Raw genomic sequence first — 18,063 nt, 5'->3', positions numbered from 1 at the left:
CTACCGGCACATGGATGGAGGACCACGAGCATCCCGAACTGGAGTGGGACCCGCTCGACGACCCCAAGATCTGGCCGGAGAAGGACTTCCCGCTCCTCCACGTCGGCGTGATGACCCTCAACCGCAACGTGGAGGATGTCCACAACGAGAACGAGCAGATCGCGATGGGCACCGGCGTCCTTGTGGACGGCCTGGACTGCTCCGGGGCAGAACTCGCACGTGAACTACGAGCCCTCGATCCACGGCGGCCTGCACGAGGCACCGGACCCGGGGCCGAACAATACGCCGGAGATCCGCGGCAAGCTCACCGCAGCGTCCTCGAGCGCCGCAACGACTACCAGCAGGCGCGCGCCCGCTTCATGACCATGATGGACTGGGAGCGCGAGGACCTGGTCCACAACATGGGCACCCTGCTGGACCAGTGCGAGCGCGACGTGCAGGAGCGCATGCTCTGGCACTTCTTCCTGATCCACGATGCGTACGGCCAGGGCGTGGCGGAGCGCCTCGGCATGTCGGCCGACGACGTCCGCCACCTGGAGCCGCTGCCGGGCCAGGTCCTGACCGACGAGGACCAGCGCCGGCTCCGCAGCCTCGGATCGAACGGCGACGGGATGGACGGCGAGGCCTGGGGCCAGTGGACGAGTTCGGTCAGGAACCACCCGGCCACGGCGGAGGAAGTGCTGGGCGGGACGCTGCCGTCGGCGCGGAGCTAGGACTCCCCCGCCGGCCGCGGCTGCGCGGCCGCGGCGCTCATCCGTCGAGTTCGGCCCAGCGGGCGTAGGCGGCGTCGAGTTCCGCCTGGACCCTCGCCACTTCCGTCGTGTGGGCGGTGATCGCGGAGGCGTCGCGCTGGTAGAAGGCCGGCTCGTTCATCTCCGCGGTCATCGCGGCCAACGTCGACTCGAGCGCCTCGATGGTGCCAGGCAGCTGCTCAAGCTCGCGTGCCTCCTTGAAGGCCAGTTTCCGCTTCGCGGGCGGCGGCGGAGCCGGCGCGGGTGCGGACGCACCGCCGCCAGCCACAGGCGACACTGGCATCGAGCGCTTGCCCGGGGCCGATTGGGCCGCCGGCGCTGGCCGCTGGCGCAGCCAGTCCGTGTAGCCGCCCACGTACTCGCCTACCCTGCCCCCGCCCTCCATCACCAGCGTGGAGGTCACCACGTTGTCGAGGAAGTCGCGGTCATGGCTGACCAGCAGCAGGGTGCCCGGGTAGTCGCCGAGCAGCTCCTCGAGCAGTTCGAGTGTCTCCACGTCCAGGTCGTTGGTCGGCTCGTCCATCACCAGCAGGTTGGACGGTTGCGCGAACAGCTTGGCCAGCAGCAGCCGGTTGCGCTCACCGCCCGACAGGCGGGTGATCGGCGCGCGGGCGCGCTCGGGGGTGAACAGGAAATCCTGCAGGTAGCCGACGACGTGCTTCTGCCGGCCGCCGACCTCGACGAACTCGCGGCCCTCGGACACGTTCTCCAGCGCGTTCCAGTCCTCGCGCAGGGTCGCCCGGTACTGGTCGAAGTAGGCGACCTGCAGGTTGCTGCCCAGCCGCACCTCCCCTTCCGTCGGCTTCAGCTCGCCCAGCAGGGTCTTGAGCAGGGTGGTCTTGCCGCTGCCGTTGGGACCGATCAGGCCGATGCGGTCGCCGCGGAACACGGTCGTGGACACGTCGTCCAGCAGCTTGCGGCCGCCGTAGTCGAAGGAGACGCGCCTGGCCTCGATCACCTTCCTGCCGGAGCTCTCGGCCTGGGCGAAGTCCATCTTCACGTTGCCGGTGTGCGCCCGGCGCTCGGCACGTTCGGCGCGCATCGCCTTCAGGCGGCGCACGCGGCCCTCGTCGCGGGTCCGCCGCGCCTTGATGCCCTGGCGGATCCAGACTTCTTCCTGGGCCAGCAGCTTGTCGAAGCGGGCGTTCTCCTGCGCCTCGGCGTTCAGGCGCTCCTCGCGCCGGCGCTCGTAGTTGGGCCAGTCACCGGGCCAGCTGGTGACCTGGCCCCGATCGATCTCCACGATCCGGGTCGCCAGCGCACGCAGGAAACGCCGGTCATGGGTGACGAACACCAGGGCGCCCTGCCAGGACTTGAGGAACTGCTCGAGCCAGTCGATCGACTCGATGTCCAAGTGGTTGGTCGGCTCGTCCAGCAGCAGCAGCTCGGGGCCGGACACCAGCGCGCGGGCCAGCAGCACCCGGCGCTTCATGCCGCCGGACAGCCCGGCGAACGGCGCATCGCCATCGAGCCCGAGCTTGTCCAGGGTCTCGGCGACGCGCTGGTCGGCGCTCCAGCCCTGTGCGGCGTCGATCTTCGCCTGTACCGCGGCCATGGCGTCGGCGTCGAAGTCGGCGGCGTGGCTGATCCGGTGGAACTCGGCCAGCCAGGCACCCAGCTCCCCCATCCCGGCGGCGACCACGTCGAACACCGCGCCCTGCGCGTCGGCGGGCACCTCCTGCTCGAGGCGCGCGATGCGGGCGCCGTCCTGGCGGCGGATCTCCCCGTCATCGGGTTGCAGCTCGCCGGCGAGCAGCTTGAGCAGGGTCGACTTGCCGGCGCCGTTCCGGCCGATGAGGGCCACCCGCTCGCCGGGATCGATGGAAAGCGCGACGTTCTCGAGCAGCAGCGGACCGCCGACGCTGTAGTCGACGTCCTGGAGGGTGATCAGGGGCATGGCGTGATTGTACGTGGGTGCGGAGGACGCCCGGCGCGGTTCACGAGCTGCAGGACAGCATCGAGCACCCCGCCCTGGTGCGTGCCCACTCCGGGCGTTTCCCGGCGAAGGCCTCCCGTCCCGGCTGCTCGTCGTACGGCCGCCGCATCACCTCCAGCAGCTCGTGCACGCCGGACGGGTCGCCCTGCGTCGCCAGGTCGATCGCCTGCTGGGCGAGGTAGTTGCGCAGCACGTAGCGCGGATTGGCCAGGCGCATGCGCTCCCGGCGTGCCTCCGCGTCAAGCGGGTCGTCAGTGAGCCGGGCGCGGTACCCGGCGAGCCATTCATGCAGTGCCGGCCAGCCCGCCTCCCCCTTTGCGGGGTCGTAGAAGACCACGTCGAACAGCTCGTGCTCCCTCGCGGGATCCGCACCGGCCGGCAGCTCGCCCAGCGCACGGAAGAACAGGGTCATGTCGACCTCGTGGCCCGCCATCCACTCCTGCAGGCCGCGCATCAGCGCTTCGTCGCCTTCCCGTAGCTCCGCCAGCCCGAGCTTGCGGGCGGTGACTTCGCCATCCGCTGCCTCCCAGGCATCCACGTAGGCGGCCAGGCCCTCCTGCAGCGGGGCGACGTCCCCGAACAGCGGCGACAGCGCGCCGGCGAGGCGTCCCAGGTTCCAGTACGCGACCGCCGGCTGCTGGCCGAAGCGGTACCGACGGCGCTCGGCGTCGGTGGTGTTGGGCGTCCAGTCCGGGTCGTAGTCGTCGATCCAGCCGTAGGGGCCGTAGTCGATGGTCAGCCCCTGGATCGACATGTTGTCGGTGTTCATCACGCCATGGACGAAGCCCACCCGCATCCACTCGGCCATCAGCCGCGCCGTGCGCCGCGCGACCTCGGCGAACCAGGTGGCGTACAGGTCCTCCCCCTCGCCCTCCAGGTGCGGGAAATCACGGCGGATGCAGAACTCCACCAGCTGGCGCAACAACGCGGCGTCGCCCCGGGACGCCGGCAGCTCGAAACTGCCGAAGCGCAGGAACGAGGGCGCGACGCGCACCACCACCGCGCCAGGCTCGGGCGCCGGATGGCCGTCGTAGAACATGTCGCGCACGACCTCCTCGCCGGTCGTCAGCACCGCCAGCGCGCGGGTGGTCGGGATGCCCAGGTGGTGCATCGCCTCGCTGCACAGGAACTCGCGGATGGAGGAGCGCAGCACCGCGCGACCGTCGGCCCCGCGCGAGTACGGCGTGCGTCCCGCGCCCTTGAGCTGGAGCTCCCAGCGCCCGGCGTCGTTGACCACCTCGCCCAGCGAGATGGCCCGGCCGTCCCCCAGCTGGCCGGCCCAGTGGCCGAACTGGTGCCCGCCGTAGTTGGCGGCGAACGGCTGCATGCCCGGCAACAGCCGGTTGCCGCCGAACACCTGGGCGAACTGCTCCGAACGGACGTCCCCCTCGTCCAGCCCGAGGCACGAGGCCATCTCGCGGGAGTGCGCCAGCAGCTCCGGCGCCTCCACCGGGGTCGGCATGACCGGCGACCAGGCCTGGTGCACCTCGCGCACGCGGGGTCCGTGGACCGGGTCGCCGGGCAGGTCGCGGACGAACGCGTTGTCGTAGCGGAAGTCGAGCATCGTGCAAGCGTACGCGCCCGCGTGTGTCGCCCGGGTGGGCATGGCCGCGCCACCACGGGGCGGGCATGAACGGCCGATCCTGCGGCCACGGGCGGCACACACGAAGCCCATTAGACTACGCGCCCCCACACGCCACACCGGCGCAACAAGAGAGTCCCCGATGAGCGCCGAGACGCCCGCCACCCCCGACGACGCACCGACCACCCGCTTCACCGACCTGCAGCTCCCGGAAGCGCTGCTGCGCGCGCTTGCCGACCTGGGCTACGAGAGCCCGTCGCCGATCCAGGCCGCCACCATCCCGCCGCTGCTGGAAGGCCGCGACGTGCTCGGCCAGGCCCAGACCGGCACCGGCAAGACCGCCGCCTTCGCCCTGCCCGTCCTGGCCCAGCTCGACCCGGACCAGAAGATCCCGCAGGCACTGGTGCTGGCGCCCACGCGCGAGCTGGCGATCCAGGTCGCCGAGGCGTTCCAGAGCTACGCCGCCCACCTGCCCGGTTTCCAGGTACTGCCGATCTACGGCGGCCAGGGCTACGGGCCGCAGCTCAATGCATTGCGCCGTGGCGTCCAGGTCGTGGTGGGCACGCCGGGGCGGGTCATCGACCACCTCACGCGCGGCTCGCTGGACCTGTCGCAGCTGCGCTGCCTGGTGCTGGACGAGGCCGACGAGATGCTGCGCATGGGCTTCATCGACGACGTCGAGGCGGTGCTGAAGAAGACCCCGGAGAACCGGCAGGTCGCGCTGTTCTCGGCCACCATGCCGCCGCCGATCCGTCGCATCGCCCAGACCTACCTCAACGAGCCGGTCGAGGTGGCGATCAAGGCGAAGACCAGCACCGCCGCCAACATCCGCCAGCGCTACTGGGCGGTCAGTGGGGTCAACAAGCTGGATGCGCTGACCCGGATCCTGGAGGCCGAGCCGTTCGAGGCGATGATCGTCTTCGCCCGCACCAAGCTGGGTACCGAGGAACTGGCCGACAAGCTGGCCGCGCGAGGCATCGCCGCCGCCGCCATCAACGGCGACGTGCAGCAGGCGCAACGCGAGAAGACCATCCAGCAGCTCAAGGACGGTCGCATCGACGTGCTGGTGGCGACCGACGTGGCCGCGCGCGGCCTGGACGTGGAGCGCATCAGCCACGTGCTCAACTACGACATCCCCTACGACACCGAGAGCTACGTCCACCGCATCGGCCGCACCGGCCGCGCCGGCCGCAAGGGCGAGGCGATCCTGTTCGTGACCCCGCGCGAGCGCGGGATGCTGCGCGCGATCGAGCGCGCCACCCGGCAGCCGATCGAGCCGATGGCACTGCCGACCGTCGAGACCGTCAACGAGCAGCGGGTGTCGAAGTTCCTGGCCCGCATCGGCGAGGCGCTCGGGGGCGACGACCTCGGGCTGTTCCGCGAGCTGGTCGAGCGCTACGAGCGCGAGCACAACGTTCCCGCCGTCGAGATCGCCGCCGCGCTCGCGAAGATCGTGCAGGGCGACACCCCGCTGTTGCTGACCGCCCCCCCGCGCGCGGTCCCACGCGAGCGCGAGCCCGGCCCGCGGGAGCTGGGCCACCGGGGCCAGCCGCCGCGCCCGCCACGCCAGCAGCGCCCGTCGAACGCCGGCGAGGCCCTGTTCGCCGACGCCGACGAGGCGGCCCCGCCGCGCGCATCGCGGAGTCCTTCCGACGGCGCAGCCGGCGACCGCGACGAGTACCCCAAGGAAACCTTCCGCATCGAGGTCGGCCATGCGCACGGGGTCAAGCCGGGCAACATCGTCGGGGCGATCGCCAACGAGGCCGAGCTGGACAGCAGGCACATCGGCCGCATCGACATTCGCGACGACTACAGCCTGATCGACCTGCCCGAGGGCATGCCGCGCGAGCTGATGGAGCACCTCAAGCGCGTCTACGTCGCCGGCCAGGCGCTGAGGATCCAGCGCGCCGGCCCCCGCGATATGGAGGGCGGGCGCAGCGGCCGGCCGGGGGGGGCGCGCCCGCCGCATCGCGGCAAGCCGCACAGTGCGGGCCCCCGCAGGCCCTTCAAGCCGCGCCCGCCGCGCTGAGCCTCGGCCGATGGACGCGCTGCTCGAGCACGCCAGCCCCTACCTCGCCCTGCTCGGCGCGCTGGTGCTGGCGTTCCCGATCGGCTGGAACCGCGAAAGGCACGGCAAGAACATCATGGGGGTGCGCACCTTCCCGCTGGTCGCGGTGGGTGCCTGCGGCTACATCCTGATCGCCCGCGAGTTCATCGGCGATGCCTCGCCCGACGCCACGGCGCGGGTACTGCAGGGCCTGATGACCGGCATCGGCTTCGTCGGCGGCGGCGCGATCCTCAAGCACGATGACCATGTCACCGGCACCGCCTCGGCGGCGAGCATCTGGCTGGTGGGGGCGGTGGGCGCCGCGGCCGGCTTCGGCTACTGGGGCCACGCGATCGCGCTGGCGGCGCTCAACTGGGCCGTCATCACCTGCTTCGGCTGGCTGAAGGGCCGCGGGTCCGCGAAGGGCTGAACTAGCGCGCGATCACGCTGAAGCTCCCGTCGGTCTCCAGCACCACGCAGCGCGCCTGCGAGGGGTCGTCGATCCCCGCGTTGCGCAGTCCCTGCAGGATCTCGTCGCGGTTGATCCGCTCCCTGCGCATCGCGTCTTCCAGGAACTCTCCTTCGTGCAGGAGCAGCCGCGGCTCGCTGGCGACGAGGTCCTGCACCAACTTCCAGCGCACCGCGGACCACGTGATCGCGAACTGCAGCGACATCAGCAATGCAAGGGCCAGTACTCCCTCGGACAGGGAGACATCCCGGTTGAGCAGGATGGTGGCGAGGATGGAGCCCAGCGCCACCGTCACCACCAGGTCGAATGCATTCATCTTGCTCAGGGTGCGCTTGCCGAACGTCCTCAGCAGGAGGATCAGGCTCGCGTAGGCGCACACGCCCACCACCACCACCCGCAGCAGATCGTTCCAGGAATCGAAGAACATCGCTCGCTCCCTTCTGGACCGCCTGCATGGAACCGCAGCCGGTGCGCCGCGGGCGTGAAGTGGCACCGGCCGCGCCATGGGCATCGTGGCTCGCCATCCGGCGCGGCCGGCGTTCCGCCTGTTGCGCCCTGCCCCTGCCGGTGGCTCTGCCGGCGCTCCGCTACACTCGGGTGCCCCGCACTCCCCCCGTTTTCGCAATGCGCAATCCCCTGCAGGACCAGCTGCTCAAGGCCGGCCTGGCCAAGAAGAGCCCGGTCGCCGACGCACTCCGCGAACAGAAGCGCAAGCGCAAGGGCAAGGCGCCGTCCTCGCAGGAGGAGGTAGACGTCGAGCGCCTACGGGCGGAGAAGGCCGAGCGTGACCGTGCCCTGGCCGCCGAGCGCAACGCGAAGGCGCGCGAGCAGGAACTGCGCGCGCAGGTGCGGCAGATCATCCTGGACCACCGGGTCGCCCGCGACGGCGAGATCCCGTACCGCTTCACAGACGGCAGCCACATCCGCACCGTCTACGTGGACGCCGCCCAGCGGGCCCAGCTGGCGAAAGGTGGCCTGGTGATCGTGCGCGCCGGCGAGGACTACGAACTGCTGCCGCGGGCAGCCGGGATGAAGGTCGCCGAGCGCGACCCGGCGCTGCTGGTACTCGACAACGCGGCGGTGGAGGAGTCCGCGTCCAGCGACGCGGACGACGAGTACTACAGCCGCTTCAAGGTGCCCGACGACCTGGTCTGGTGAGGCCACGCGCAGCGCGCAACGGCCGTGCTAGTCTCGCCGCCCGAAGGGGAGTAGCTCCCGCGCTGTCGCCGTCAATACGGGCCCCGGCCCCGGTGCAGCGGTGCTTCCGTGTGGAGGCACGAGCAAGACCTTCGCGACGCGCCGGCACCCGCCGGCGCGATCCCTGTTCGCGAAGGAAACCCGATGGAAGCACTTGCAAACCCCGAGATCTGGATCGCTTTGGCGACCCTGACGGCCCTGGAACTGGTCCTGGGCATCGACAACATCATCTTCATCTCGATCCTGGCCTCGCGCCTGCCCGAGCACCAGCGCGACCGAGCGCGCAAGCTGGGTATCCTGGGCGCGGCCGTGACCCGGCTGGGCCTGCTTTTCATGATCGCCTGGATCATCGGCCTGACCGCGCCGCTGTTCACCGCCTTCGGCAATGAGTTCTCCTGGCGCGACCTGATCCTCATCGGCGGCGGGCTGTTCCTGATCGGCAAGGCCACCCACGAGATCCACCAGAAGCTCGAAGGCGCCTCCGAGGAAGTGGCACCGGGCGCGGCGACCAGCTTCATGGCGGTCATCGCCCAGATCATGGTGCTCGACATCGTGTTCTCGCTGGACTCGATCATCACCGCCGTGGGCATGGTCGACGAGCGCTGGGTGATGGTCACCGCCATCGTCGCCTCGATCATCTTCATGCTCGCCTTCGCGCGGCCGATCAGCGAGTTCGTCGAGCGCCACCCCACCGTAAAGGTGCTCGCGCTGAGCTTCCTGATCATGATCGGCCTGGTGCTGATCGCCGACGGCTTCGACGTGCACATTCCGAAGGGCTACGTCTACGCGGCGATGGCGTTCTCGGTATTCGTGGAGTCGATCAACCTGTGGATCAGGCGTCGCGAGTCACGCAAGCGCGAGCCGGTGAAGCTGCACGAGAAGTACGTCGAGGCGGACACGCCCGGCTCGTCCGCGGACTCCGCCTGACCCTGGAGCGGCGGTCAGCGCCGCTCCCGCCGCAGCAGCTCCCGCTTGCGCTCCACGCCCCAGCGGTAGCCGGACAGGTCCCCGTCCCGCCGCACCACGCGGTGGCAGGGGACCGCCACCGCCAGCCGGTTCGCCGCGCAGGCGCCGGCCACCGCTCGGACCGCGGCGGGGCTGCCGATCCGCTCGGCCAGCTCCGTGTAGGACACGGTGCTGCCGGCCGGCACCTGGCGCAGGGCCTGCCACACGCGTTCCTGGAAGGCGGTGCCGCGGATGTCCAGCGGCAGGTCGAGCCCGATGGAGGGATCCTCGACGAAGCCCACCACCCTGGCGACGAGCGCTTCGAAGTCGGCATCCCCGCCCACCAGCTCCGCGCGCGGGAACTGGTCCTGCAGTCCGCGCACCAGCAGCTCCGGGTCGTCCCCCAGCGTGATCGCGCAGATCCCCCGGTCGCCCTGCGCCACCAGCAACGCGCCCAGTGAGCACTCGGCCACGGCGAAGCGGATCTCGCTGCCGGCGCCGCCCGCCCGGTACCGCCGCGGCTCCATGCCCAGGCGCGCCCCGGCCGTCTCGTAGAAGCGGCTGGTGGAGCCGAACCCGGCGGCGTGGATCGACTCGGTGACCGCGTCGCCGGCACCCAGCCGGCCGCGCACCCTCTCGGCGCGGACGGCATGCGCGTACTGGCGCGGCGTCAGCCCCGTGGATGCCTTGAAGAGGCGGTGGAAATACGAGGGGCTCAGCCCTGCCCCATCGGCCAGCTCCGCCAGGGTCGGTGTGGGATCCGCGCCTCGAATGCGGCGGCACGCCTCGGTGACGAGTCCGGAAAGATGCGCGTTGGCTGGACTGGCATTCATGGGGTGTCCGTATCGGTTGCCATGCCGGAATCCTAGGCCTCCGCCCGTCCCGGGACACTCCGTTTCTTGCTCTTCCCTGCGGATCGGCGCCAGTCAGGCCGACCGGTTATACTTGCGAGTGCCGTCCCGCACCCGGGCACGGCAATCTCCTTGGGGAGTAGCCGGCCTCCGATTCCCGGAGGCGCGTCCGTCAACACACTCGGCCTGAACCGGCCGTGGCGGCGCAACCTGACGGTTGGCGAGACCAACGAGCCGCAGGCGTAGGCCCGGTCGGGCGCGCCTGCCGTTCGTGCGTCCGCCCAGTCCCGACCGTCCCTGCTGCCATGACCCCTGTTTCCATCGTCCTGCTCGGCCTCGCCATGGCCACCGATGCCTTCGCCGCGGCCCTGGGCAAGGGGGCCGGGATGGCGCGCCCACGCTGGGGCGAGGCACTGCGCATCGGCCTGGTCTTTGGCGTGGTCGAAGGCCTGACGCCGGTCATCGGCTGGCTGCTCGGATCGGCCGCTGCGCCGTTCATCGAAGCCTGGGACCACTGGGTCGCCTTCGCGCTGCTGACCGGCCTCGGGCTGCACATGATTCACAAGGCCAGGCCCGGCGATGGGACGGACGAAGAACCGGGCTTCTCCGCCAATGGTGGCTTGCTGGCCATCGCGATCACGGGCCTGGCCACCAGCATCGATGCGATGGCCGTCGGCGTGGGGCTGGCCTTCGTCGAGGTCAACATCGCCCTGGTGGCCGCCGTCATCGGACTGTGCACGTTCGCGCTGGTCACGATCGGCGTGATGGCCGGGCGGGTCCTTGGTACGCTGGTCGGCAGGCGCGCCGAGGTCGCCGGCGGCCTCGTGCTGATCGCAGTGGGAGCCTGGATCCTCTACGGCCACCTGCAAGCCCACGGCTGAGGGTTCCAGTCGGTGGCGCGACCGAGGCGCTAGACTGGCGGACTTTCCCGTCAAGGCGCCTCCCCATGGCCCTCACCTCCACCGTGGTCAAGGCCGAGCTCCAGGTCAGCGACATGGACCGGCACTACTACGCGACCCACAACCTCACCCTCGCCCAGCATCCGTCCGAGACGGACACCCGGCTGATGGTGCGGCTGGTGGCCTTTGCCCTGTACGCGGACGAGAAGCTGGAGTTCGGCCGCGGGCTGAGCGACGAGGACGAACCGGCCCTGTGCCGGCGCGGCTACACCGGCGACGTGGAGCTCTGGATCGACGTCGGCCACCCCGACGAGACCAGGATAAAGAAGACCTGCGCGCGCGCGGACCAGGTGGTGGTGGTCAACTACGGTGGCCGCGCGTCCGATATCTGGTGGGACAGGATCGCCAGTTCGCTGACCCGTCTGAAGAACCTCACCGTGCTCGACATCCCCGCCGATGTGGTCGAGGCCCTGCCCGGCATCGGCGAGCGCGGGATGCGCCTGAACGCACTGATCCAGGACGGCGAGCTGCAGCTGATGGGCGACCGGGGCAGCGTGTCGCTGCGACCCGCCGTGCGCATGGCCCCGGCGGGCTGACCGGGCGGGCGACGCCGTGCTGTTGACGCTCAAGATCGCGGCGCTGTTCTCGGTGACCGCACTGGCGGAGATCGTCGGCTGCTGGCTGGTGCTGCTGTGGCGCAAGGACGGCGGCTCGGCCTGGCTGCTGGTGCCGGCGGCGCTGAGCCTCGCGCTTTTCGCCTGGCTGCTCACCCTGCACCCGGTGGCGTCGGGGCGGGTCTACGCGGCCTACGGCGGCATCTACGTCGCCACCGCGCTGGGCTGGCTGGTCTGGGTCGACAAGGTGCCACTGAACCGGATCGACGTGCTCGGTGGCGGATTGATCCTGCTGGGCGCGCTGGTGATGGTGGCCGGGCACTGGTCGCGAGCTTGACGGTTCCGGTGGTGTGCGTACGCACGTCCGCATCTTCGCCGTCCCGGTTGCCGGGCACGCGACGGTAGCTACTCCGGAGTCGTAGGAGCCCCCTTCCGAACTCGGCGCGCAGGCCCTCGGGGAACAGTGGGCCGATCAGCTTCGTCGATGACCACCTCACCGTCTTCCTTGGTGAAAGGACGGGTGACCGGCGGCAGGATCTCCAGCACGACCTCCGACGGCCGGCACAGGCGTGTGCCCAGCGGCGTCTCCACGAAGGGCCGGTTGATCAGGATCGGCTCGGCCATCATGGCGTCGAGCAGTTGATCGTCCGACAGGGATGGGTCGTCAAGACCCAGCTCGGCGTAGGGGGTTCCCTTTTGGCGCAGGGCGTCCCGCACTCGCAGGCCGGCGGCTGTAATCAGGCTGGCCAGCCGCTCGCGCGTGGGCGGGGCCTCCAGGTACTCGATGACCGTGGGCTCGACGCCCGCATGGCGGATCAGCGCCAGCGTGTTGCGCGAGGTTCCGCAGGCGGGGTTGTGGAAGATCGTGGTGTCCATGGTCATGGGCCTCACTCCACCGCGCCGGCGGCTTCGGCCAGCGCCGCAGCGGCCAGGTCACCCTTGCGCTCGCTGTAGCGGCTGGTCAGGTACTCGCTGCGGTCGCGGGTCAGCAGGGTGAACTTCACCAGTTCCTCCATCACGTCAACCACGCGGTCGTAGTAAGGCGAGGGTTTCATCCGGCCCTCGTCGTCGAACTCCTGCCAGGCCTTGGGGACCGAAGACTGGTTGGGGATGGTGACCATGCGCATCCAGCGGCCCAGCTGGCGCAGGGCATTGACCACGTTGAACGACTGCGAGCCGCCGCAGACCTGCATCACCGCCAGGGTACGGCCCTGGGTGGGGCGCACGCTCCCGATCTCCAGCGGCAGCCAGTCGATCTGGTTCTTGAACACCGCGGTGAGCGTGCCGTGCCGCTCCGGACTCACCCACACCTGGCCCTCCGACCACTGCGACCACTCGCGGATCTGCTGGACCTTGGGATGGTCCGGCTTGACGCTGTCCAGCAACGGCAGGTCGTTCGGGTCGAATACCCGGGTCTCCGCGCCGAAGTGGCGCAGCAGCCGCTCGGCTTCGAGTGCGAGCTTGCGGCTGAAGGACTGCGGCCGCAGCGAGCCGTACAGGATCAGGATCCGTGGGGGGTGCCCGGCGCCTTCCACCCCGAGGCGGTCGCGGGTGGGGATGTCCACGGCTGCGGGGGCCAGGTTGGCCAGGTCGGGAGGTGCGGTCATGCTTGCTTCGGTCGAATTCATTCGAATATTCTAGAAAAATGGAATTGAAAGACGCAAGCACTGCGCTGGCTGCCCTGGGGCACCCCACCCGACTCTCCGTCTTCCGCTTGCTCGTTGAGGCCGGCCATGAAGGACGTACGCCGGGTGACATCGCCGAGGTGCTGTCGCTGGCCGGCGCCACGCTGTCGTTCCACCTCAAGGAGCTCACCACGGCGGGCCTGATCCAGGGCGAGTCGCAGGGGCGGCACATCCGCTATCGCGCCGACTTCGATGCGATGACCGGGCTCATCGAGTTCCTGACCCGCAACTGCTGCGGCGGCGACCAGGGTCGTTGCCTCCCTGGCTCCGCGCCCTCCCCGACGAGCGCCACGAAAGAAGGGAAGACCTAGCCGTGCTGGTCGCGCTGGGAATCTTCATCGCCACCCTTGTCCTGGTCATCTGGCAGCCGAGAGGCCTGGGCGTGGGTTGGAGCGCCATGTCCGGTGCTGGACTGGCGCTGCTGACCGGGGTAGTCGGGCTGGCCGACATTCCGACGGTCTGGGGCTTCGTCTGGAACGCGACGTTTACCTTCGTGGCGGTGATCATCATCAGCCTGGTGCTGGACGAGGCCGGTTTCTTCGAGTGGGCGGCGCTGCACGTGGCGCGCTGGGGCAAGGGCAGCGGACGGCGCCTGTTCGTCTATCTGGTGCTGCTCGGCGCGGCAGTGGCGGCATTGTTCGCCAATGACGGCGCGGCGCTGATCCTGACGCCGATCGTGATTGCCATGCTGCTGGCGCTGCGGTTCTCCCCGGCGGCGACGCTGGCGTTCGTGATGGCGGCCGGGTTCATCGCCGACACCGCCAGCCTGCCGCTGGTGGTGTCCAACCTGGTCAACATCGTCTCGGCGGATTACTTCGGGATCGGCTTTTCGGAGTACGCCTCGGTCATGGTGCCGGTGAACCTGGTTTCCGTCGCCGCGACGCTGGCCATGCTGATGTGGTTCTTCCGGCGCGACATTCCGGCCAGCTACGACGCGAGCCAGTTGAAGGACCCGCGTTCGGCCATCGTCGACCGCACCACTTTCAACGCCGGGTGGGCGGTGCTGGTGTTGCTGCTGGTGGGGTTCTTCGGGCTGGAACGGCTTGGCATCCCCATCAGTGCGGTGGCCGGCGCGGGGGCGCTGGTGCTGCTGGCGATGGCGGCGAAGGGGCACGTGATCTCGACACGCAGGGTGATCCGCGAAGCGCCGTGGCAGATCGTGGTGTTCTCGCTGGGCATGTACCTGGTGGTCTATGGCCTGCGCAACCAGGGATTGACCGACCACCTGGCGGGACTGCTGGATGTTTTCGCCGGTCATGGCCTGTGGGGCGCGACGATCGGGACCGGCCTGCTGACGGCATTCCTGTCGGCGGTCATGAACAACATGCCCACCGTGCTGGTGGGCGCGCTGTCGATTGATGCCAGCCAGGCCGAAGGCGCCGTGCGCGAGGCGATGATCTACGCCAACGTCATCGGCAGCGACCTGGGCCCGAAGTTCACCCCGATCGGGAGCCTGGCCACCCTGCTGTGGTTGCACGTGCTGGCGCGCAAGGGCATCAGGATCACCTGGGGCTATTACTTCAAGGTCGGGATTGTCCTGACCCTTCCAGTGCTGCTGGTGACGCTGGTGGCGTTGGTACTGCGGCTGGGCGCTGCTTGACTGCCGTCTGACGGGCTGGCCTGCGTAGAATGACGGGTTTCCTGCAGGGCCGGCGGGTGGTGATGTCCGGACACTACGACGTGGTGGTGATCGGCGCCGGCGCCGCCGGGCTGATGTGCGCGCTCACCGCGGGGCGACGCGGGCTGCGGGTGCTGGTCGTCGAGCACGCCAACAAGGTGGGCAAGAAGATCCTGATGTCGGGCGGCGGACGCTGCAACTTCACCAATACCGGGACCACGCCGGCCAACTACCTCTCCGCCAACCCCCACTTCTGCAAGTCGGCGCTTGCGCGGTACACGCCCTGGCACTTCATCGAAATGGTCGAGCGCCACGGCATCGCCTACCACGAGAAGGAACTCGGGCAGCTGTTCTGCGACGGCTCCTCCAAGCAGATCGTGCGGATGCTGCTGGACGAATGCGAGGCGGCCGGGGTGGAGATCCGCACCCTGTGCAGCACCGAACGCGTGGCTGCGGGTGACGACGGCGGATTCCGCCTGCACACAAGCCAGGGAAGATTCGCAGCCCCGGCCCTGGTCGTGGCCAGCGGAGGGCTGTCGATCCCCTCGATGGGGGCGTCGGGGTTCGGTTACGAACTCGCGCGCCAGTTCGGCCACGAGGTATTGCCGACCCGCGCCGGCCTGGTGCCGTTGACCCTCAGCGGCAAGCACCAGGAGCGCTTCGCCGACCTGAGCGGGGTCTCGCTGCCGGTGACCGCATCCTGCAACGGGCAGTCCTTCAGCAACTCGATGCTGGTCACCCATCGCGGCATCAGCGGCCCGGCCATTCTGCAGGTCTCCTCCTATTGGCAACCCGGCGACGACCTGCGGCTGGACCTGCTGCCGGGCACGGATGCCTTCGAGCAACTCCGGCAGTGGCAGGCCGAACGCCCGGCGGCGGAGCTGAAGACCGTGCTGGGCGAGGTCCTCCCGAAGCGTTTCGCCCAGCGCCTGTGCGAGGTCTGGCTGCCGAGCCGCCCGATGCGCCAGTACAACACGCCGCAGCTGCGGGAGCTCGCGTCGGTGTTGGAGGGCTTCGCCCTGGTGGCGAGCGGAACCGAGGGCTACCGCACCGCCGAGGTGACCCTCGGCGGCGTGGACACCGACGGGGTGTCGTCCAGCACCATGCAGTCGCGGCACGTCCCGGGGCTGTACTTCGTCGGCGAGGTGCTCGACGTCACCGGATGGCTGGGCGGCTACAACTTCCAGTGGGCATGGGCGTCCGGGCACGCCGCCGCCCAGGCGCTTGCCTCCTAGTCGCGTGGCGGCGAGAGGATGCGCTGGATGTCGTCCAGCGGCGTGTTGGTCAGCGTCTTGGCCACCTCGCCACGCATGCGGTCCAGCGTCTCCTTGTGCAGCAGCGGGCGGATCGCGCCGAGGGTCTTGTCGTCGGCGACCAGCACCACGTCGTCGTACTGCTGCTTCAGCGCGCCATCGTTGAGGCGCTCGGCCAGCTGCTTGGCGAAGGTGGCCTCGTCGATGCGATAGCCGGTGGCCCCATCGGGCATCACGCCCGCGGGACCATCGTCGTTGGCGTTGACGAGCTCGAGGATCTCGAACTGGTGCAGCATCAGGTCACGCTCGTTGCCGCGGTTGCGGAACAGGCGCGCCTGGCCACCGTCGGCGACCACCACCAGGGCCTCGTGCGGGATCACGGCCATGGTCAGTGCCCACCCGCCCCAGCGGCGCCAGTGCGCTCGGTATCTATTTCCTCGAGCTTCTGCTCGTGGGGCGTGGCCGTGCCGGACATCGCCAGCAGGCCTGCGGCGACGGCAAGCGCGAGCTTCGGTGTAACGGGGTTCGCCATGTCGTGTCTCCCGTGCGGTGGGGCCGACATCCTCCCGTGGCGCCGGTTAGCGGGGCGTGTAACCCCCGTCACGGCCGTCGCTGGACCATGGCGCAGGTGCGGAATCGGCTACGCTGCCCGTCCACATCCCCGGAGTACGCCATGCGCCTGCCGTCGCCCCTCCTGCCCTTCGCGGGTTGCGCCCTGTTGCTGCTCGCCGCTTGCGGAGAGCCGCCACCGCCGCCCGGTGGCACGGTCGCGGAGCTGCAGCGCATCGAGGTCTCGACGGGCGAAGGAACGGTGGCGGCGGCCGGTGACGAGGTCACGGTCCACTACACCGGCTGGCTGTACGACGAGGACGCGCCGGACCACCGCGGCGAGCAGTTCGACAGCTCCCGCACGCGCGGGGAGCCGTTCACCTTCCTGCTGGGGGCGGGCCGGGTGATCCGCGGCTGGGACGAGGGCGTTGCCGGGATGCGCGTGGGCGGCCAGCGGGTGCTGATGATCCCGCCCGAGCTGGGCTATGGCCGCAAGGGCGCCGGACGGGCGATCCCGCCGCAGGCCTCCCTCGTGTTCGAGGTCGAGCTGCTCGACGTCGAGAAGCGCCGCTAGCCGGGCAGGCCCGGCGTCTGCCGGGGCAAGGCGGCACCCGCTACAGCGATCGCATCACCTCGGCCGCCTTTTCGAACGAGGCCAGCCGCGCCCCGTGGTCGTGCAGGTTCGCGGTCAGCAGCATTTCGTTGGGCCGGTGGCGCTCCACGAACGCGGCGATCTTCCCGCGCACCTGGTCCGCGTCGCCCACCGCGCTGACCGCCAGCGAGCGCTCCACGCCGGCCTTCTCCACCGGCGTCCACCACGACTCGATGTCGTCGATCGGCGGCGGGACCGGGCCCAGGTCGCCACGGCGCAGGTTGACGAAGCTCTGCTGTTGGCTGGTGAACTGGCGCCTGGCCTCGGCCTCGGTGTCGGCCACCACCACGTTCATCGCCAGCATCACGTAGGGCTCGCGCAGGCGCGCCGAGGGCGTGAACTCGCGGTGGTAGACCGCCAGCGCCTCGTCCAGGGCGTCGGGCGCGAAGTGCGAGGCGAACGCGAACGGCAGCCCCATCCGCGCCGACAGGGTGGCGCTGAACAGGCTCGAACCCAGCAGCCACACCGGCACCTCGATGCCGGCGCCGGGCACAGCGCGGACGGCCTGGCCCGGCCGCGCCGGCTCGAAGTAGTGCAGCAGCTCCGCCACGTCCTGCGGAAAGGCGTCGGCGCTGTTGAAGTAGCGGCGCAGCGCGCGGGCGGTGGCGGTGTCGGTACCCGGCGCCCGGCCCAGCCCGAGGTCGATCCGGTCGCCGTGCAGCGAGGCCAGGGTGCCGAACTGCTCGGCCACCTGCAGCGGCGAGTGGTTGGGCAGCATGATCCCGCCGGCCCCCACGCGGATGGTGGAGGTGCCGCCGGCGATGTGGCCGATCAGGATCGCCGTGGCCGCGCTGGCGATGCCGGGCATGTTGTGGTGCTCGGCCAGCCAGAAGCGGTTGTAGCCGGCCCGCTCGGCGGCTCGCGCGAGCTCGAGCGAGTTCGCGAAGGACTGGCGGATGTCGCTTCCTTCCGGAACCGGGGCCAGGTCGAGTAGCGAGTAAGGAATCATGCGTGTGCCTCCCGGGGTGCTCCCTGGCACATGGGGGCCAGAGGACGGGATTGCCACCCGGGACG

At 70.1% G+C, this 18,063-nt stretch carries 21 protein-coding genes; 12 read left to right on the top strand and 9 right to left on the bottom strand.

What is annotated here, in order from left to right:
- Window positions 1-14 precede the first annotated feature (14 nt).
- Complete coding sequence (locus G545_RS13705; protein WP_052106537.1) at window positions 15-713, top strand: catalase-related domain-containing protein; 699 nt, start codon at window positions 15-17, stop codon at window positions 711-713.
- 37 nt (window positions 714-750) lie between these two features.
- Here G545_RS13705 and G545_RS0105610 read toward each other — a convergent pair whose 3' ends face one another.
- Window positions 751-2,649, bottom strand: a complete 1,899-nt coding sequence (locus G545_RS0105610) for an ATP-binding cassette domain-containing protein (RefSeq protein WP_027069533.1) — start codon at window positions 2,647-2,649, stop codon at window positions 751-753.
- A gap of 40 nt (window positions 2,650-2,689) precedes the next feature.
- A complete protein-coding gene (locus G545_RS0105605; protein WP_027069532.1) occupies window positions 2,690-4,252 on the bottom strand; it encodes a protein adenylyltransferase SelO in 1,563 nt (520 codons plus the stop codon).
- A gap of 160 nt (window positions 4,253-4,412) precedes the next feature.
- On the opposite strand from G545_RS0105605, the gene G545_RS0105600 reads away from it, so the two are divergent.
- Window positions 4,413-6,299: a DEAD/DEAH box helicase gene (locus G545_RS0105600; protein WP_027069531.1), complete on the top strand. Its 1,887-nt coding sequence runs from the start codon at window positions 4,413-4,415 to the stop codon at window positions 6,297-6,299.
- A 10-nt stretch (window positions 6,300-6,309) separates the two neighbouring features.
- Complete coding sequence (locus tag G545_RS13700; protein WP_036138799.1) at window positions 6,310-6,747, top strand: MgtC/SapB family protein; 438 nt, start codon at window positions 6,310-6,312, stop codon at window positions 6,745-6,747.
- Window position 6,748: 1 nt separating this feature from the next.
- Here G545_RS13700 and G545_RS0105590 read toward each other — a convergent pair whose 3' ends face one another.
- Window positions 6,749-7,213 carry a DUF421 domain-containing protein gene (locus G545_RS0105590; RefSeq protein ID WP_027069530.1) on the bottom strand — a complete coding sequence of 155 codons (465 nt, stop codon included), beginning with the start codon at window positions 7,211-7,213 and terminating at the stop codon, window positions 6,749-6,751.
- Between the two features lie 197 nt (window positions 7,214-7,410).
- Between G545_RS0105590 and G545_RS0105585 the strand changes: the two genes are divergently transcribed.
- On the top strand, window positions 7,411-7,944 hold the full coding sequence (locus G545_RS0105585) for a DUF2058 domain-containing protein (RefSeq protein WP_027069529.1): 534 nt from the start codon (window positions 7,411-7,413) through the stop codon (window positions 7,942-7,944).
- 183 nt (window positions 7,945-8,127) lie between these two features.
- Window positions 8,128-8,910 carry a TerC family protein gene (locus tag G545_RS0105580; protein ID WP_027069528.1) on the top strand — a complete coding sequence of 261 codons (783 nt, stop codon included), beginning with the start codon at window positions 8,128-8,130 and terminating at the stop codon, window positions 8,908-8,910.
- Window positions 8,911-8,924: 14 nt separating this feature from the next.
- Here the strand turns inward: G545_RS0105580 and ada are convergent, their stop codons facing one another.
- Window positions 8,925-9,845: a bifunctional DNA-binding transcriptional regulator/O6-methylguanine-DNA methyltransferase Ada gene (gene ada / locus G545_RS13695; protein ID WP_280513376.1), complete on the bottom strand. Its 921-nt coding sequence runs from the start codon at window positions 9,843-9,845 to the stop codon at window positions 8,925-8,927.
- A 239-nt stretch (window positions 9,846-10,084) separates the two neighbouring features.
- Between ada and G545_RS0105570 the strand changes: the two genes are divergently transcribed.
- From G545_RS0105570 to G545_RS0105560, 3 genes are all read left to right on the top strand, one after another.
- Window positions 10,085-10,660: a manganese efflux pump MntP gene (locus G545_RS0105570; RefSeq protein WP_027069527.1), complete on the top strand. Its 576-nt coding sequence runs from the start codon at window positions 10,085-10,087 to the stop codon at window positions 10,658-10,660.
- 65 nt (window positions 10,661-10,725) lie between these two features.
- Window positions 10,726-11,274 carry a YaeQ family protein gene (locus tag G545_RS0105565; RefSeq protein ID WP_027069526.1) on the top strand — a complete coding sequence of 183 codons (549 nt, stop codon included), beginning with the start codon at window positions 10,726-10,728 and terminating at the stop codon, window positions 11,272-11,274.
- Window positions 11,275-11,290: 16 nt separating this feature from the next.
- Window positions 11,291-11,629: a YnfA family protein gene (locus G545_RS0105560; RefSeq protein ID WP_197050215.1), complete on the top strand. Its 339-nt coding sequence runs from the start codon at window positions 11,291-11,293 to the stop codon at window positions 11,627-11,629.
- A gap of 68 nt (window positions 11,630-11,697) precedes the next feature.
- On the opposite strand, the gene arsC is transcribed toward G545_RS0105560, so the two are convergent.
- The gene (gene arsC / locus G545_RS13690; RefSeq protein ID WP_081677764.1) at window positions 11,698-12,168 is read right to left on the bottom strand and encodes an arsenate reductase (glutaredoxin); all 471 of its coding nucleotides are present in this window, start codon (window positions 12,166-12,168) and stop codon (window positions 11,698-11,700) included.
- Window positions 12,169-12,179: 11 nt separating this feature from the next.
- On the bottom strand, window positions 12,180-12,920 hold the full coding sequence (gene arsH, locus G545_RS0105550; RefSeq protein WP_231553197.1) for an arsenical resistance protein ArsH: 741 nt from the start codon (window positions 12,918-12,920) through the stop codon (window positions 12,180-12,182).
- 17 nt (window positions 12,921-12,937) lie between these two features.
- Here arsH and G545_RS0105545 point away from each other — a divergent pair, with 17 nt between their 5' ends.
- The 3 genes from G545_RS0105545 to G545_RS0105535 are packed head-to-tail and all read left to right on the top strand — an operon-like array spanning window position 12,938 to window position 15,830.
- Window positions 12,938-13,288, top strand: coding sequence for an ArsR/SmtB family transcription factor (locus G545_RS0105545; protein ID WP_027069523.1), 351 nt, complete (start codon window positions 12,938-12,940; stop codon window positions 13,286-13,288).
- A 2-nt stretch (window positions 13,289-13,290) separates the two neighbouring features.
- Window positions 13,291-14,577 carry an arsenic transporter gene (locus G545_RS0105540; RefSeq protein ID WP_027069522.1) on the top strand — a complete coding sequence of 429 codons (1,287 nt, stop codon included), beginning with the start codon at window positions 13,291-13,293 and terminating at the stop codon, window positions 14,575-14,577.
- 29 nt (window positions 14,578-14,606) lie between these two features.
- Complete coding sequence (locus G545_RS0105535) at window positions 14,607-15,830, top strand: BaiN/RdsA family NAD(P)/FAD-dependent oxidoreductase (protein ID WP_231553198.1); 1,224 nt, start codon at window positions 14,607-14,609, stop codon at window positions 15,828-15,830.
- On the opposite strand, the gene G545_RS0105530 is transcribed toward G545_RS0105535, so the two are convergent.
- Together G545_RS0105530 and G545_RS15595 are read right to left on the bottom strand one after the other, a co-directional pair.
- Complete coding sequence (locus G545_RS0105530; protein WP_027069520.1) at window positions 15,827-16,234, bottom strand: host attachment family protein; 408 nt, start codon at window positions 16,232-16,234, stop codon at window positions 15,827-15,829. The genes G545_RS0105535 and G545_RS0105530 overlap by 4 nt on opposite strands.
- A 2-nt stretch (window positions 16,235-16,236) precedes the next feature.
- Window positions 16,237-16,380 carry a hypothetical protein gene (locus G545_RS15595; RefSeq protein WP_154656518.1) on the bottom strand — a complete coding sequence of 48 codons (144 nt, stop codon included), beginning with the start codon at window positions 16,378-16,380 and terminating at the stop codon, window positions 16,237-16,239.
- A gap of 141 nt (window positions 16,381-16,521) precedes the next feature.
- Here G545_RS15595 and G545_RS0105520 point away from each other — a divergent pair, with 141 nt between their 5' ends.
- On the top strand, window positions 16,522-16,971 hold the full coding sequence (locus G545_RS0105520) for an FKBP-type peptidyl-prolyl cis-trans isomerase (protein ID WP_027069519.1): 450 nt from the start codon (window positions 16,522-16,524) through the stop codon (window positions 16,969-16,971).
- Window positions 16,972-17,011: 40 nt separating this feature from the next.
- Here the strand turns inward: G545_RS0105520 and G545_RS0105515 are convergent, their stop codons facing one another.
- Window positions 17,012-17,998, bottom strand: coding sequence for an LLM class flavin-dependent oxidoreductase (locus G545_RS0105515; protein ID WP_027069518.1), 987 nt, complete (start codon window positions 17,996-17,998; stop codon window positions 17,012-17,014).
- Window positions 17,999-18,063: the final 65 nt, after the last annotated feature.

It is taken from the genome of Lysobacter defluvii IMMIB APB-9 = DSM 18482, from assembly GCF_000423325.1.
Classification (GTDB): Bacteria; Pseudomonadota; Gammaproteobacteria; order Xanthomonadales; family Xanthomonadaceae; genus Novilysobacter; species Novilysobacter defluvii.
The sequence above is the reverse complement of the archived record's forward strand: the minus strand, read 5'-3'. Positions and strand labels throughout refer to the sequence as shown.

Excerpts from the sequence above, each read along its gene's own strand:
- G545_RS13705 (WP_052106537.1), top strand. The coding sequence starts at position 15 with ATGGAGGACCACGAGCATCCCGAACTGGAGTGGGACCCGCTCGACGAC.
- G545_RS0105610 (WP_027069533.1), bottom strand. The coding sequence starts at position 2,649 with ATGCCCCTGATCACCCTCCAGGACGTCGACTACAGCGTCGGCGGTCCG.
- G545_RS0105605 (WP_027069532.1), bottom strand. The coding sequence starts at position 4,252 with ATGCTCGACTTCCGCTACGACAACGCGTTCGTCCGCGACCTGCCCGGC.
- G545_RS0105600 (WP_027069531.1), top strand. The coding sequence starts at position 4,413 with ATGAGCGCCGAGACGCCCGCCACCCCCGACGACGCACCGACCACCCGC.
- G545_RS13700 (WP_036138799.1), top strand. The coding sequence starts at position 6,310 with ATGGACGCGCTGCTCGAGCACGCCAGCCCCTACCTCGCCCTGCTCGGC.
- G545_RS0105590 (WP_027069530.1), bottom strand. The coding sequence starts at position 7,213 with ATGTTCTTCGATTCCTGGAACGATCTGCTGCGGGTGGTGGTGGTGGGC.
- G545_RS0105585 (WP_027069529.1), top strand. The coding sequence starts at position 7,411 with ATGCGCAATCCCCTGCAGGACCAGCTGCTCAAGGCCGGCCTGGCCAAG.
- G545_RS0105580 (WP_027069528.1), top strand. The coding sequence starts at position 8,128 with ATGGAAGCACTTGCAAACCCCGAGATCTGGATCGCTTTGGCGACCCTG.
- G545_RS0105570 (WP_027069527.1), top strand. The coding sequence starts at position 10,085 with ATGACCCCTGTTTCCATCGTCCTGCTCGGCCTCGCCATGGCCACCGAT.
- G545_RS0105565 (WP_027069526.1), top strand. The coding sequence starts at position 10,726 with ATGGCCCTCACCTCCACCGTGGTCAAGGCCGAGCTCCAGGTCAGCGAC.
- arsC (WP_081677764.1), bottom strand. The coding sequence starts at position 12,168 with ATGGACACCACGATCTTCCACAACCCCGCCTGCGGAACCTCGCGCAAC.
- arsH (WP_231553197.1), bottom strand. The coding sequence starts at position 12,920 with ATGAATTCGACCGAAGCAAGCATGACCGCACCTCCCGACCTGGCCAAC.
- G545_RS0105545 (WP_027069523.1), top strand. The coding sequence starts at position 12,938 with ATGGAATTGAAAGACGCAAGCACTGCGCTGGCTGCCCTGGGGCACCCC.
- G545_RS0105535 (WP_231553198.1), top strand. The coding sequence starts at position 14,607 with ATGACGGGTTTCCTGCAGGGCCGGCGGGTGGTGATGTCCGGACACTAC.
- G545_RS0105530 (WP_027069520.1), bottom strand. The coding sequence starts at position 16,234 with ATGGCCGTGATCCCGCACGAGGCCCTGGTGGTGGTCGCCGACGGTGGC.
- G545_RS15595 (WP_154656518.1), bottom strand. The coding sequence starts at position 16,380 with ATGGCGAACCCCGTTACACCGAAGCTCGCGCTTGCCGTCGCCGCAGGC.
- G545_RS0105520 (WP_027069519.1), top strand. The coding sequence starts at position 16,522 with ATGCGCCTGCCGTCGCCCCTCCTGCCCTTCGCGGGTTGCGCCCTGTTG.
- G545_RS0105515 (WP_027069518.1), bottom strand. The coding sequence starts at position 17,998 with ATGATTCCTTACTCGCTACTCGACCTGGCCCCGGTTCCGGAAGGAAGC.